Raw genomic sequence first — 14,116 nt, 5'->3', positions numbered from 1 at the left:
CTCAGCCCCAACTGGGCAGCCAGATCTGCTGCCGCCAGAGTCCCGGCGAGATCGGGGACGCGGTGAGGATCGGCCACAGCCACACGAAGTTGGTGACCACCAGCGCCACGTAGACGGCGACAACGATGATCGACAGCACCCGTCGTTCGGGCCGGGCGCGGGCCGTGGCCGCCGTCGAGCGCAACAGATCACCGCAACACAGGGCGAGGCCCATCACCAGGAACGGGGCCAGCGCCGTCGCGTAGAAGAAGTACATCTGGCGGTCGAGGGCCAGGAACCACGGCAGAATGCCGGCGCAGTAGCCGACGACGACCGCGGCGTAGCGCCAGTCGCGGCGGACGATCCACGACCACAGGCCCCACAGCAACATCGGCAGGGTGAGCCACCACAGGGCCGGTGTCCCGATCAGCATCTGGGCGCGGACGCACTCGCCCGTGCCGCACTGGTCGGGCCCGTTCTCGAGGGCGTAGAGCATCGGCCGCAGGCTCATCGGCCAGGTCCAGGGCTTGGACTCCCAGGGATGTTGGTTTCCCGCGGAGTTGGTCAGCCCCGAATGGAACTGGAGGATGCCGGACTCGTAGTACCAGAGCGAACGCCACGCCCCGGGTACCCATGAGAAGGTTCCGCCGGTCCCGATCGCATTGCCCTCGGAGTAGCGGTAGACGGCGGTCTCGCTGTTGAACCACGGGATGTAGGTCAGGAAGTAGATGACCACCGGCATCACCGCGAGGCTCGCGCCGGCGGGCACGACGTCGCGGACGAGCGTGCCGACCCACGGACGCCGCACGTGATACGCCCGGCGGGCCGCGACGTCGAAGCTGATGGCGAGCGCCGTGAAGAAGATGACGTAGTAGACGCCCGACCACTTGGTCCCGCAGTTGAGCCCGAGCATCACACCGGCGGTGAAGCGGTACCAGCGGAAACCGAGGCGCGGTCCGAACGGACTGTCGTCGATCCGGCCCTCGAGGTAGACGCGGTACATCCGTTCGCGGACCTGGTCGCGGTCGGCGACGAGCGCGGCGAAGGCGGCGACGATGAACAGGGCCTGGAAGATGTCGAGCATCCCCATCCGGGACTGCACGAAGAGCACGCCGTCGCAGATCGCGAAGATGCCGGCGATCGCACCGACGAGTGTGGACCGCGTCAACCGCCGCACGACGCAGTAGACGAGGACGACGATGAGGACGCCGGAGATCGCCGGCGCGACCCGCCAGCCGAGCGGGCCGTATCCGAACACGGCTTCTGATGCTGCGAGCATCCACTTGCCGATCGGTGGATGCACCACGAGCCCGTACGCCGGGTTGTCCTCGATCCAGTTGCCGCCGGTGAGCACCTGCCAGCCCTGCGGCACGTAGTGCTTCTCGTCGAAGACCGGGGTGCCCTTGTCCGTGGGGTGACTCAGATTCCAGAACCGGGTCAGGACGGCGACGAGCGTGATGACGACGCCGACCACCAGGCCGCGACCGCGATCCGGCGCACCGAACAGCGGGGCCGGGACCTCCGGTCCGAGGCGGGGCGGCGGGACCGCGGCGGGGACCGGGACACCGGCGGGCACAGAGGTGTCACGCGCGGCGGTGATGGTCACCCGCTCGATCCTAGTGGGCCCTCGTAAGCTGGCTGACGATGAATGCCGCCGAGCCCGACACGCACTCCACCGACGACCCCGCACCCGACACCGGGACGACGGGCCGGCTGGTGCTGGCCGCCACACCCATGGGGCAGGTCGGCGACGCCTCGCCCAGGTTGCGGTCGGCCCTGCAGACGGCCGACATCGTCGCCGCCGAGGACACCCGCCGCACCCGCGCGCTGGCCACCGCGCTCGGCGTCGAGATCGGCGGACGCGTCGTCAGCTACTACGACCAGGTGGAGGCGGCCCGGACACCCGGACTCGTCGAAGCGATCGCCGGTGGCGAGACGGTCCTGCTCGTGACCGACGCGGGGATGCCGTCGGTCAGCGACCCCGGTTACCGGATCGTGGTGGCCTGCGCAGAGGCCGGTCTGCCCGTGACGGCATTGCCCGGCCCGTCGGCGGTGACGACGGCACTCGCGGTGTCTGCACTGCCGTCGGAGCGGTTCTGCTTCGAGGGATTCGCGCCGCGTAAGCCCGGGGCACGCGCGGACTGGCTGCGCGAACTCGTCGCACAGCCGCGCACGGCCGTCTTCTTCGAGTCGCCGCACCGGCTGGCCGACACCCTGGCCGCGGCGGCCGAGATCCTCGGACCCGACCGGCGCGCCGCGGTGTGCCGGGAGATGACGAAGACCTACGAGGAGGTCCGCCGCGGCGGTCTGGCCGAACTGGCCGACTGGGCGGCGGGCGGCGTCAGGGGCGAGATCACGGTGGTGATCGCCGGCGCGGTGCCCACCGAACCCGACGTCGAGGATCTGGCCGACCGCGCCGAGGAACTGGTGGCCGGCGGGATGCGGCTCAAAGACGCCTGCGCAGAGGTCACGCAGGGCTCGGGTGCCTCGCGGCGCGACGTCTACCAGTCGGTTCTCGATAGGCGTCGAGCTGATCCGAGCTGACCCGCAGCTCGACGCGCGGCGCCAGCCGGTAGGGCCGGCTCGAGACGAGCGCACCCACGACGCGGCGCAGTCGCGACAGCTCGGCGCGCACGCTGACGGTGTGATTCTGGTCGCCGAAGAGCAACTGGCTCAACTGTTGTGAGGTCAGTCCCTGGTCGCCCGCATCGGCCAGCAGCAGCAGGATCTGCGCGTGGCGACGGGTGAGGACCGTGCGCCACGGGTCGTCGTCGCCGGAGACCGTGATCGTCGGCTCTCCGTCGAGGTCGAGTTCGGCGATGACCGGGCCCGAGGGGCCCGCCGGACGCACCAGCCAGCCCGTCCCGAGTCGTTCGACGACGCACATCCCGAGTCCGGGTACGAACTGACGCATGTCCTCGGTCGGCGCGGCCACCCGGACCGGTGGCGTGCACCCACGACCTTCGGCGACCCAGCCGTCGTCGTCGATGAGGAGTCCGGGCCCGTGCAGGCCGGCCAGCTGGGCCGCGCCGTGGTAGCGGAGGTCGGCGAGTGCGCGCTGATGGGCGAGCGTCACCTCGTGCTCGCCCAGCGTGGCCAGGGCGGCCGTGAACGCCGAGACCGCCGGCTGCATCTGCATCGCCGGGCCGGCGAGCCCGGCGACCGCGATCATCTCGCCGGTGCGCGGGTCGTGGACCGGTGTCGCGGTGCAGTACAACCCGTGCAGCGATCGGCTGTAGTGCTCCGGGCCGAAGAGCCGGCTGGGTCGGCGGTTGCGGATCGCCAGACCCACGGCGGTGGTCGCGGCGGAATCCTCGTCCCACCGGCTGCCCTCCACGAGACCGAGGCGGTTCGCCTCGGGGAACACCGCGGGCGAGCCGCCGCGCCACAGCATCACGCCGTCGGCGTCGAAGATGCCCAGGGCCATCAGCGGGTCGTCGGTCGACTGGGCGAACACCCGCTTGAGGGAGTCCACCGCGTGGCGGAGCGGATGGGCGGCCCGGCGGGCTTCGAGCTCGTCGCGGCTGATGCGTCCGCGATGGTGATCGTCGACCGTCGAGGGATGGTCCGCGGCCTGCACGCGGCTCCAGGACTCGACCACCTCACCCGCGAATCCGGGAGGCGGTGTCGCGCCGGACATGATGGCCTCGCGGTCGCGATTGATCTCCCGGACGAGCTCCGTGAGGTCGGTTGTCGCCTGGATGGACAGAGTCATGGACGGAATGTTACCGAAATCAACGATCAAGTCCGGTATATAGGATGCTGCAGCGTATGCGGTCAAATGTTAGCGACGATGCTGGAAGCCTTGTCGAGACATTCCTGCCACTCGCTCTCCGGGACGGAGTCGATCGTGATGCCGCCGCCGACGCCGAGTCCGAGACTGCCGTCCGGCGCGATCTCGACCGTACGGATGGCCACGTTCAGATCGAGGGCCCGGTCGGGTCCGGCGATGCCGATCGCCCCGCAGTAGACGCCGCGGGCGGCATGCTCCCAATCGGCGAGCAGTTCCATCGCGCGCAGCTTGGGGGTGCCGGTGACCGACGCGGGCGGGAAGGTCGCGTCGAGCACGGCGTCGTTGCCGGTGCCGGGCCGCACGATCGCCTCGACTCGCGAGACCAGGTGCCAGACGCCGGGCGCGGGCACCACCGACAGGAGTTCGGGCACCCGGACGCTGCCGGTGACCGCGATCCGCCCCAGGTCGTTGCGGACGAGGTCGACGATCATGATGTTCTCCGCGATGTCTTTCGCGGAGGCGGACAGTGCGTCGGGGTCGGCGTGTGCGGGCAGTGTCCCCTTGATCGGTGAGGAACTGATGATGTTGCCGGTACGACGCAGGAAGGTCTCCGGCGACAGGCTTGCCACCGCACCCCAAACACCCTGCAGGAAAGCCGCTTTCGGAGGGGCCGTGGCTCCGGCGAGGTCGGCGAAGAAGTCCACCGGGTCTGAAGACAACGTGCCGGTGAACCGGGTGCACACGCACGCCTGATACACCTCGCCGGCGCGGATGGCGTCGAGACAGTGTCCGATCGCGGCCAGATGCGGTTCGCGTGCCGGCGGGTTCCAGGCGGTCGTCGTGGGGCGCTCGACCTGCGGGTGCGGGGCGTCGAGCACCGCGTGCGCCCAGTCGGGTATGCCGGTGCCGAGTGTGGACCACTCGCCGTCGCGGAGGACGAGAACACCGTCGGTGAGGCCGCCGGCATTCGTCGGCAGCGCCGACTCGTCGGCGCGCACCGGGAAGCCGATGTGCCCGAACCAGAAGCGGTCCGGGTCGTCGGGCGGGGTGCAGCCCGCGACGATCTCGACGCTCGGCGCGATCACCGCGTCGGCGCCGAGCCAGTCGCCGATCAGCGCCGCGGGCGGCGGGAGTCCCCGGTTGACGGTCTCGGCGTGGAGGGCCCGGAGTGCATCGAGCGCGGACGCGGCCATGTGTGGCGAGGTCGGTCAGTTCTCGTAACGCGGGAACACGGGTGACGGCTTCGGCAGCGCGGTTCCCGCCGCCAGGCGGGTGGCGACGGCGCTGAACTGACGGTCGTCGCCGACCGCGAGCAGGTCGAGGATCTTGTTGGACGACTCCGGCATCACCGGCTGACTCAGCACCGCGACGATGCGCACGACCTCGGCGCACACGTAGAGCACGGTGCCGGTGCGGTCGAGGTCGGTCTTCGCGAGCTTCCACGGCTCCTGCGCGGAGATGTACCGGTTGGTCTCTGCCAGCGTCGACCACAGTGCCTCGAGCCCGAGGTGGATGGCCTGGTTGTCGAAGTGCTCGCGGACGGTGCCGAGCAGCGAGTCGGCCCGGTCCAGCAGGGCCTTGTCGGTGTCGGTCAGATCGGCGACCGCTGGGACCACGCCGTCGAAGTACTTGCCGATCATCGACAGGGTGCGCTGGGCGAGGTTGCCGAACTCGTTGGACAGGTCGGCGTTGATGCGCGACACGATCGCCTCGGCGGAGTACGAGCCGTCCTGGCCGTAGGACACCTCGCGCAGGAAGAAGTAGCGCACCGGGTCGAGGCCGAACTCGTCGATGAGGTTCTCCGGGTCGACGACGTTGCCGACCGACTTGGACATCTTCTCACCCTTGTTGAACAGGAAGCCGTGCGCGAACACCCGCTTGGGCAGTTCGACGCCCGCGCTCATCAGGAACGCCGGCCAGTACACGCAGTGGAACCGGATGATGTCCTTGCCGATGATGTGCAGGTCGGCGGGCCAGAAACGCTCGAAGGTCACCGCGTCGTCGGGGAAGCCGACACCGGTGAGGTAGTTGGTCAGCGCGTCCACCCACACGTACATGACGTGCTCGGGATGGTCGGGGACCGGGACACCCCAGTCGAACGTCGTGCGCGACACCGACAGGTCGGTCAGCCCGCCCTTGACGAAGCTGATGACCTCGTTGCGGCGGACGTCGGGACCGATGAAGTCGGGCTGCGCCTCGTACAGCTCGAGGAGCTTGTCCTGGTAGGCCGAGAGCCGGAAGAAGTAGGTCTCCTCCTCGGTCCAGGTCACCACGTGTCCGGTGTCGGAGGCGACGCGCTCGCCGGCGTCGTTTTTGATCTCGGTGTCGGCCTCGGCGTAGAAGGTCTCGTCGCGCACGTCGTACCAGCCGGAGTACTTGTCGAGGTAGATGTCACCGCGGTCGCTCATCCGCTTCCACAGTTCCTCCGACGCCCTCTTGTGGTCCTCGTCGGAGGTACGGATGAAACGGTCGAAGCTCGAGCCCAGGCGTTCCTGCAACGACTGGAAGCGGTCGGAGTTCCGGTTGGCGAGCTCGGCGGTGGGGATGCCCTCGGCCTGCGCGGTCTGCTGCATCTTCTGCCCGTGGACGTCCGTGCCGGTCAGGAACCGGACGTCGAATCCGTCGAGTCGCTTGAACCGTGCGAGAGCATCGGCGGAGATGTACTCGTAGGCGTGCCCGATGTGCGGTGCGCCGTTGGGATACGCGATCGCGGTGGTGAGGTAGTACGGCCGCCCCGCGCCGTACGAGGTGCCGTCCTCGGCCGGGCCGGACAGATCAGGGCTGGTCAGATCGGGTGCCATAGTGCTCCACAGAGTACCGACCGGCAGCCGCCGACAGCCAATCGCGGGTCGGCCCCGCTCACCGGGATCGGAACGGCCCGATCGCCCGCGCGGTACGGGCGACCGTCTCGTCGGCATCGTCGGCCAGCTCGGTCAGGGTCCTCGACGCCGCATCGCCGGTGATCTCCGCCAGTGCCTGGACCAGGCGCAGCCGTACCGACGGGTCCGGATCGGTGCCGAGGCGGTCCACGAGCCGGGCGACGATCCCGCCGTTGTCGTCCTGCGTCGCCAGGATCTCGGCGGCCTCGACATCGCGGTCCCCGGCGGCGACGAGTTCGACGAGGACGTCCACCGCGGTGTCGACGCCGCGACGGCCGAGGGTGAGGGCGACCGTTCGCCGGACCCCGGGGTCGGGGTCGGTCAACGACGCCTCGAGCACCGCGGTGGCCCGAGCGTCGTCGATCGCGGTGAGTGCGGTGGTCACGCGTCGCCGCACCGTCGCGTCGCCATCGGTCAGCCGGGCGGCGAGCTGGTCGAGCGCTCCCGGAGTCTGCGCCAGCGCCCAGCGGAGCGCGCCGGCGACGTTCTCGTCGGATTCGGCGAGCAGGGCGTCGGTCAGCGCCTCGGCGGACAGTCCGGCCTCGCCTGCTCGCAGCGCCGCGCGCTGGCGGTGGGCGGGGTGTTCGGAGTGCACCGCACGGAGCAGGCCGACCACGTCGAGCACGGCCGGCCAGTCGTCGGCGCCGGTCACCCGGATCTGTTGCAGTCGATTCAGCAACCGGGCGTCGGCGGCCATCCGATCCCTGGTGTCCTGGATCAGCTTCTCCATCAACGCGTCCGGCGCAAAGGACGGATCGTCGAGGGCGCGGCCGACGTCGCGCAGCGACAACCCCAGCGACCGCAGGCTTTCCACGTGCAGCAGACGTTCGATGTCGGCGTCGGAGTACTCGCGGTAACCGCCCGTCGTGCGGCCGGTCGGCCGGACGAGGCCGAGCGCGTCGTAGTGACGCAGCATCCGGGTGCTGACACCCGAACGCCGCGCCACCTCGCCGATCAGCACGGCGGACTCGAATCCTCCACGGACGCGCCGATTTTCGTCATCCGCGTGGCATGCTCGAGCGCAGCGGCGAAGTCGCTGTCCGGGTCGTCGAGGAGTCGCGCGGTGGCCTCGGCATGCGCACGGACCCTGGGCTCTCGATGGCGACGAGCCGTGGTGAGTGCCTCGAGGGACGCCTCACCCAGGGCGGCCAGCGCCCGACTCAGGCTGCGCTGCATTTCGATCGGGCCTCGCCCGAGTTCCCGGGCCAGTTCGCCCGCGAGTGCCGGCTCCTCGCCCGACGGGACGAGGGCCACTGCGGCGCGCCATGCGGTCCGGGCGACCTCGGGATCGGCGTCGTGCAGCAGATCTGTGGTGACGGCCGGCCACGCGGACCGGTCGCCGACCTTCGACAGCGTGTGCAGCGCCTGGCTGCGGGCCTGCGGCAGGTCCGAGACCAGCTCGCCGACGAGCCGCGGCACCGTCACCTCCGCAGGAAGCCTGGTCAGCGCCCACGTCAGCATGTCCCGGACGAAGAAGTCTTCTTCGACGCCGCAGCGCGCGATCAGATCGCCGGTCAGAAGCGGGTCCGGCTGGGTGCCCGCCGCCAGCGCCGCACGCAGACGCGTCGACGGGTCGGGTGCGTACAGTGCGGCCGTGATCGTCTGGGTCATCGTCAACACCTCCTCGCACCCACTACAGACCCTGTCACAGTGTGAAGGTCAAGAAGGGTGACGACGAGGTGTCGAGGTCTGCTCAGATCTCGCGGCGGTAGGGCTCGCAACCGGGAGGCGCTTTGGGCGGTTCCCGATACTCGAGGTCGGGGATCTTCATGCTCACCGGTGCCGACGTGAGGGTGAACTTCTCGCCGTGGTGCGAGAGGTCGATCGGCGGTCCGGACAGCAAACGGTAGGTGGCGTGTTCCTTGTCCACCGCGACCACGAACTTCGACTCCCGCACGATCATGCGGAACGACATGTACGTCAACCGGCTCGGCAACCGCGGTGCGAAGGTGATCTGCCCGCCGAAGTCACGCATGCCGCCGAAACCGGCGACACAGTCGGTCCACGCGCCGGCGAGCGCGGCGATGTGCAGGCCGCTGTTGACGTTGTTGTGCAGGTCGTGAAGATCGGTGAACACCGACTCGGCCAACAGGTCGTAGGCGAGGTCGAGGTAGCCGACCTCGGCCGCGGTGACCGCCTCACAGCACGCCGACAGCGACGAGTCGCGCACGGTGATCGGGTAGTAGTAGTCGAAGTTGCGGAGCTTCTGTTCGGCGGTGAACGAATCGCCGAACAAGTAGGTCGCATAGACCAGGTCGGCCTGCTTGACGACCTGTTTGCGGTAGAGGTCGTAATACGGATAGTTCAAGAGCAACGGGTAGCGACCGACTGAGGACTCGAAATCCCAAGCGCCGAGGAGCGTGAAGGACTCGCACTGCTGATGCACCCCGAGTGCCTCGTCATAGGGGATCGACATGTCGTCCGCGCACGATTCCCAGTGTGCTGCTTCGGCTGTCGTCACCCCGAACTGTTCGGCGAGGTCGGGGCGGCGGTGGACCGCCGCCACCGCGTCGCGTAGGTTCTGCTGCGCTGCGAGGTTGGTGAAGACGTTGTTGTTGACCACCGCCGTGTATTCGTCCGGCCCGGTCACGCCGTCGATCCGGAACTTGCCGTTGACGTCGTGGTGTCCGAGGCCGGCGAACAACCGGGCGGTCTCCACGAGAAGTTCGACGCCGCACTCGGTTTCGAACTGTTCGTCGTCGGTGGCGCGCAGGTAGCGGGCGGTGGCGTTGGCGATGTCGGCGGACACGTGCACACCGGCCGTGCCCGCGGGCCAGTAACCCGAACACTCGTCGCCGTTGATCGACCGCCACGGGAACATCGCACCGCGCTGGCCGAGTTCGGCGGCGCGGGCCTTCGCCTTGTCCATGGTGGCGTGACGCCAGCGGAGCTCCTCGCCGGCCGCGGCGGGCACCGTGTAGGTGAGCATCGGCAGGATGAAACTCTCGGTGTCCCAGAAGGTGTGGCCGTCGTAACCGGGACCGGTGAGTCCCTTGGCCGGGATCGCGCGGGACTGCCCGCGGGCGCCGGCCTGCAGGACGTGGAACAGGGCGAACCGAACCGCCTGCTGGAGTTCGGGATCGCCGTCGAGCTCGATGTCGGCGTCGCGCCAGAAGTCCTCGAGGTAGCGGACCTGATCGGCCTTGAGCGAGTCCCAGCCGGTCTCCATCGCCATCGCCAGCGCCGCGTCGACCTGTGCGCGCAGCGCCGGGACCGAGCGTCGGGCCGACCAGCCGTAACCCATGTACTTGGTGAGGGTCAGGCTCTTGCCCTTCGGCACGTTCGCCGCGATGGTGAGGCGGGCGAGGTCGCCGTCGGCGCGGATGAAGGTGTCGGCCTTGTCCGGGAAGTAGATCTCGTGATCCATGCCGGCGGCGATGTGCAGACCGGACTGCTTGGTGTGGTGGACCAGCATGCCCCAGTAGTTGCGGCAGGTCGCGAGGTCCGACACCAGCGGGGCGTCGAGTGCGGCGGCGAGACGCGGGTCGTTCCCGGGGGCCGGGACCGGCTCGTTGGCCAGGAGGTCGGACTGCAGGACGAGTTTCATGTCCTCGTCGACGGGTTCCACCTCGTAGCGGATGGCCGCGATGGTGCGCTTGGTGAACGAGACGAGACGTTCGGACTTGATGCGCACGGTGCGCCCGGTCGGGGACGTCCAGAGGGTGTGGCGACGCAGTGTGCCGGTGCGGAAGTCGAGTGTCCGTTCGTGTTCTTCGGTACGGCCGTACCGGAGGTCCATCGGCTCGTCCTCGACGAGCAGGCGGATGATTTTGCCGTCGGTCACGTTCACGACCGTTTGGCCCGATTCCGGGTAGCCGTAACCGCTCTCCGCGTAGGGGAGACCGCGCAACTCGTAGAAGCCGTTGAGGTAGGTACCCGGATGATCGACCGGTTCACCCTCCTCGAAGGTGCCGCGTAAACCGATGTGCCCGTTGGACAACGCGAACAACGTTTCGGTGCGGCCGAGCATGTCGAGGTCGACTCCGCCGCTCCACTTCAGCTGCCACGGGTGGATCTCGAACCCGTGTGCCTTGTCCGCGCTCATGCGGGCAGCAATTCGTCGAGATCGTTGACGACGATGTCGGCGCCGGCGGCGCGCATCGCCTCGGCCTGACCCCCGCCGACACGATCTATGCCCACGACGTAGCCGAATTTGCCTGCGCTACCGGCCCGTACGCCGGAGATGGCGTCCTCGAAGACCGCGGCCGCAGCGGGTTCGACGCCCATCAGTTCGGCTCCCAGGAGATAGGAGTCGGGAGCGGGTTTGCCGTTGAGGCCACGCGCGGCGATCTCGAGACCGTCGACGCGGACCTCGACGAATCCCGACAGGTCGGCAGCTTCGAGCACTGGTCCTCCATTCTTCGACGACGTCACGACCGCGATGCGCAGACCGGCATCGCGTGCCGCGTTGAGGTACCGCACCGAACCGGGGTAGGCATGACCTCCGTCTTCGGCGAGGCTGACGAGGAACATGTCGTTCTTGCCGTTCCCGATCGCGGCCACGGTCGCGGGGTCGACGTCGGTGATCCCGCGCGACGCCAGGAAGGCCCGTACCCCGTCCTCGCGGGGACGCCCGTCGACATAGTCGAGGTAGTCCTGGTCGGTGAACTCCACGAAGCCGGGCGCGTCCACGCCGCCCGCGCGATCGGCGAGGAAGGCGTCGAACGTCTTCTTCCAAGCCTTGCGGTGGAGTACCGCGGTTTCGGTGAGGACCCCGTCGAGATCGAAGAGCGCGACAGTGATCACTTCTGGCAATCCCAACACGATCCGCAACGCTACCCGCCTGAGTCGGGTAAGGCGCGATGAAGCGCGATAGCGCGCGTCAGGCGGAGCTGACCGACTGGGCTCCTGTTGCCGGCGAACGACCGTCGTCCCAGAAACCGATGGATTCCAGCTGTGCGATCAGGCGGTCGCGTGCGTCCTCGAAGGCGGAGACGATCTCGGCCTTGATGCCGGCGGTGTCGCCCTCGCGCAGCAGTTCGATGAGTCGCCGGTGGCTGGCCGCGGCGGACAGGCCCCACTCCGTGTCGCTCGAATACAGCTGCAGCGGATTGTATTTGCTGGCCGAGTACTGGAACCAGGCGAGTTTCTTGCTCTCGGCCATCAGGTGCACCTTGCGGTGGAAGGCGAACTCCGCGGACAGCACCTGGTCGGCTCGCCCGGAGTCGACGGCAGTCTCGAGGTCGTCGACGAGCGCAGCCAGTTCGCCAAGATGTTCGTCCAGATGCGGGTTCTGGGCGGCATGACTCGCGAGGCGTGCGGAGAGTTCGGCCTGCATCCAGAAGGTGTCGACGATGTCGCCACGGGTGAGCGTCTCGACGATGAAGCCGCGGTGCAGGGACTGCTTGACGAGTCCCTCGCCGCGGAGGGTCGCGAGCGCCTCGCGGACCGGGGTGACGCTGCACCCGAGTACCGATGCGGTCTCGTCGAGCCGGACGAAGTCGCCCGGCCGCAGGACACCGGTCATGATGCGCGTGCGCAGGTAGTCGGCCACCTCGACGGCCAGCTGTGTCCTGTGTAGTGGTCCCGGGGGGCATCGATCGTTCCGTCCGTTCGCGTCGCTCAATCGACCTTAACCGGCGCGGGACCCTACTGGCCGGTCCACTTCGCCGGAAATCCCGTGGCCGGTGCGTGAACCCCGATGAGACGATGGCGACATGACTCGTCGTTTCGCTCAGGTCGATGTGTTCTCGTCCACCGGCACCGAGGGCAATCCCGTGGCGGTGGTCGTCGATGGCGGTGGTCCCGGTGCTCCCATCGCGGAGGACCGGATGGCGGCCTTCGCGCGTTGGACCAACCTCTCGGAGACCACCTTCGTGCTGCCGCCGACCGATCCGGCCGCCGACTACAAACTGCGGATCTTCACGCCGGGCGGGGAGCTGCCGTTCGCCGGCCACCCGACGCTGGGGTCCGCGCATGCGTGGCTGACCTCGGGTGGACGGCCGAAGGGTGAGGACATCGTGCAGGAATGCGGCGTCGGACTCGTCCGTATCCGCCGATCGGGCCCACGGCTGGCCTTCGCGGCGCCGCCGCTGCGCCGGTCGGGGCCGGTCGATTCCGACACCGTCGACGAGGTCGTGGCGGCGCTCGGTGTCGATCCCGGGGAGGTGCTCGCGGCGGAATGGGTCGACAACGGTCCCGAGTGGATGGTGATCCAGCTGGGATCGGGGGAGCGGGTGCTCGAGGTCCGCCCCGACATCCCCGCCCTCGGCCACCACGAGGTCGGCCTGCTCGGTCTCTACTCGTCGGGCGACGTCTTCGCCGAGGTCCGCGCCTTCGTCCCGGGCATCGGCGTTCCCGAGGACCCGGTCACCGGCAGCCTCAACGCGGGGATCGCGACCTGGCTCCGATCAACCGGGCAGGCGCCGGAGAGTTATGTCGCCGCCCAGGGTGCGGCAATCGGTCGCGCCGGTCGCGTCCACGTCCACGACGACGGGGAGAACATCTGGGTCGGTGGCGACACCGCGACCGTGATCGAGGGCACAGTCGCGCTGTAGTCCGGCACGAGACGTCCGCGGTCTGTGCCAAGGTGATTGCCATGAGCGACGCCAGCGACGCCGCAGCCGGACCCCCGACCGGAGCCACCGCCGACGCTCCTGCCGAGACCCTGAGCAACAAGGCGGCCAAGAAGCGCCGCCGGCGCGAGCCGCCGCCGGATCCGACGCCGTTGCCGGGCCTCGTCGACGCCCACACCCACCTCGCGGCGTGCGGCGGGCGGGATGCCCAGTCGGTCCGCGCCATCCTCGACCACGCGCAGGCGGTCGGCGTCGACCAGATGGTGACTGTTGCCGACGACATGGTCGACGCCCGCTGGGCGGTCGCCGCGGCGGAGTGGGACGACCGGGTCTATGCGGCCGTCGCACTGCATCCGATGCATGCGGGCGACCTGAACGGCGAGACCGCCGCCGAACTCGAGCAGATGGTCCGTCATCCGCGGGTCGTCGCGGTGGGTGAGACGGGACTGGACTACTACTGGCCGGGTAAGTCCGACGACTGCGCGTCGCCGGAGGTCCAGCACGAGACGTTCCGGTGGCACATCGATCTCGCGAAGCGGGTCGGCAAGCCGCTGATGATCCACAACCGGGAGGCCGACCGGGATCTGCTGGACATCCTGGCCGCCGAAGGTGCCCCCGAGACCGTGATCATGCATTGCTTCTCCGGTGACCGGAACGTTGCCCGAGAATGCGTCGACCGCGGGTACATCCTGAGCTTTGCCGGGACTGTGAGCTTCGCCAATGCCGACGAACTGCGCGTCGCGGCCGAATTGGTGCCCGACGAACAGATCCTGGTAGAGACCGACGCGCCGTTCCTGACGCCGCATCCCTACCGTGGCCAGCCGAATCAGTCGTACTGCCTGCCCTACACGGCGCGGGCGATCGCCGAGGTCAGAGGGGTGCCCGAAGAGGAGATGGCCCGTCTGTTAGGCATCAATGCGCGACGCGCCTACAACATCCCATTGCCATAATCTGGCCGGTTCGTTATCGTACTGTGATCCCGCTCGGCCAGAGCGATACATCCGGCTCTC

The 14,116-nt window shown here is 68.9% G+C and carries 12 protein-coding genes; 3 read left to right on the top strand and 9 right to left on the bottom strand.

The annotated features are described in order from the left end of the window. Position 1 precedes the first annotated feature (1 nt). Positions 2–1,585, bottom strand: coding sequence for a dolichyl-phosphate-mannose--protein mannosyltransferase (locus C5O27_RS20350; RefSeq protein WP_127963506.1), 1,584 nt, complete (start codon positions 1,583–1,585; stop codon positions 2–4). A gap of 38 nt (positions 1,586–1,623) precedes the next feature. On the opposite strand from C5O27_RS20350, the gene rsmI reads away from it, so the two are divergent. After that, complete coding sequence (gene rsmI, locus C5O27_RS20345) at positions 1,624–2,523, top strand: 16S rRNA (cytidine(1402)-2'-O)-methyltransferase (protein ID WP_127963505.1); 900 nt, start codon at positions 1,624–1,626, stop codon at positions 2,521–2,523. Here the strand turns inward: rsmI and C5O27_RS20340 are convergent. The 8 genes from C5O27_RS20340 to C5O27_RS20305 all read right to left on the bottom strand — a co-directional run bounded on the left by C5O27_RS20340 (position 2,447) and on the right by C5O27_RS20305 (position 12,085). Then, the gene (locus C5O27_RS20340; RefSeq protein WP_006357854.1) at positions 2,447–3,694 is read right to left on the bottom strand and encodes a helix-turn-helix domain-containing protein; all 1,248 of its coding nucleotides are present in this window, start codon (positions 3,692–3,694) and stop codon (positions 2,447–2,449) included. The genes rsmI and C5O27_RS20340 overlap by 77 nt on opposite strands. A gap of 62 nt (positions 3,695–3,756) precedes the next feature. Beyond that, a complete protein-coding gene (locus C5O27_RS20335; protein ID WP_035750342.1) occupies positions 3,757–4,905 on the bottom strand; it encodes an aminodeoxychorismate synthase component I in 1,149 nt (382 codons plus the stop codon). Positions 4,906–4,920: 15 nt separating this feature from the next. Beyond that, complete coding sequence (gene metG, locus C5O27_RS20330) at positions 4,921–6,513, bottom strand: methionine--tRNA ligase (RefSeq protein ID WP_127963504.1); 1,593 nt, start codon at positions 6,511–6,513, stop codon at positions 4,921–4,923. A gap of 58 nt (positions 6,514–6,571) precedes the next feature. After that, complete coding sequence (locus C5O27_RS20325) at positions 6,572–7,552, bottom strand: HEAT repeat domain-containing protein (RefSeq protein WP_035750346.1); 981 nt, start codon at positions 7,550–7,552, stop codon at positions 6,572–6,574. Then, positions 7,546–8,202 carry a HEAT repeat domain-containing protein gene (locus C5O27_RS20320; RefSeq protein WP_035750348.1) on the bottom strand — a complete coding sequence of 219 codons (657 nt, stop codon included), beginning with the start codon at positions 8,200–8,202 and terminating at the stop codon, positions 7,546–7,548. The genes C5O27_RS20325 and C5O27_RS20320 overlap by 7 nt, the downstream gene beginning before the upstream one ends. Positions 8,203–8,284: 82 nt before the next feature. After that, positions 8,285–10,636 (bottom strand): glycoside hydrolase family 65 protein, encoded by a 2,352-nt coding sequence (locus tag C5O27_RS20315; protein WP_035750352.1) that lies wholly within the window; start codon positions 10,634–10,636, stop codon positions 8,285–8,287. Beyond that, positions 10,633–11,355 carry an HAD family hydrolase gene (locus C5O27_RS20310; protein ID WP_035750865.1) on the bottom strand — a complete coding sequence of 241 codons (723 nt, stop codon included), beginning with the start codon at positions 11,353–11,355 and terminating at the stop codon, positions 10,633–10,635. The genes C5O27_RS20315 and C5O27_RS20310 overlap by 4 nt, the downstream gene beginning before the upstream one ends. Positions 11,356–11,413: 58 nt before the next feature. Further along, positions 11,414–12,085 carry a GntR family transcriptional regulator gene (locus C5O27_RS20305; protein ID WP_262338886.1) on the bottom strand — a complete coding sequence of 224 codons (672 nt, stop codon included), beginning with the start codon at positions 12,083–12,085 and terminating at the stop codon, positions 11,414–11,416. Positions 12,086–12,248: 163 nt separating this feature from the next. Here C5O27_RS20305 and C5O27_RS20300 point away from each other — a divergent pair, with 163 nt between their 5' ends. Beyond that, positions 12,249–13,088, top strand: a complete 840-nt coding sequence (locus C5O27_RS20300) for a PhzF family phenazine biosynthesis protein (protein WP_035750354.1) — start codon at positions 12,249–12,251, stop codon at positions 13,086–13,088. 41 nt (positions 13,089–13,129) lie between these two features. Then, a complete protein-coding gene (locus C5O27_RS20295) occupies positions 13,130–14,056 on the top strand; it encodes a TatD family hydrolase (RefSeq protein WP_035750356.1) in 927 nt (308 codons plus the stop codon). Positions 14,057–14,116 lie beyond the last annotated feature (60 nt).

The sequence above is a fragment of the Gordonia alkanivorans genome, assembly GCF_004011905.1.
Lineage (GTDB): Bacteria > Actinomycetota > Actinomycetes > Mycobacteriales > Mycobacteriaceae > Gordonia > Gordonia alkanivorans.
Note: the sequence above shows the minus strand (reverse complement) of the source record. Positions and strands in the feature narration are given on the sequence as shown.

Excerpts from the sequence above, each read along its gene's own strand:
- rsmI (WP_127963505.1), top strand. The coding sequence starts at position 1,624 with ATGAATGCCGCCGAGCCCGACACGCACTCCACCGACGACCCCGCACCC.
- C5O27_RS20340 (WP_006357854.1), bottom strand. The coding sequence starts at position 3,694 with ATGACTCTGTCCATCCAGGCGACAACCGACCTCACGGAGCTCGTCCGG.
- C5O27_RS20335 (WP_035750342.1), bottom strand. The coding sequence starts at position 4,905 with ATGGCCGCGTCCGCGCTCGATGCACTCCGGGCCCTCCACGCCGAGACC.
- metG (WP_127963504.1), bottom strand. The coding sequence starts at position 6,513 with ATGGCACCCGATCTGACCAGCCCTGATCTGTCCGGCCCGGCCGAGGAC.
- C5O27_RS20320 (WP_035750348.1), bottom strand. The coding sequence starts at position 8,202 with ATGACCCAGACGATCACGGCCGCACTGTACGCACCCGACCCGTCGACG.
- C5O27_RS20315 (WP_035750352.1), bottom strand. The coding sequence starts at position 10,636 with ATGAGCGCGGACAAGGCACACGGGTTCGAGATCCACCCGTGGCAGCTG.
- C5O27_RS20300 (WP_035750354.1), top strand. The coding sequence starts at position 12,249 with ATGACTCGTCGTTTCGCTCAGGTCGATGTGTTCTCGTCCACCGGCACC.
- C5O27_RS20295 (WP_035750356.1), top strand. The coding sequence starts at position 13,130 with ATGAGCGACGCCAGCGACGCCGCAGCCGGACCCCCGACCGGAGCCACC.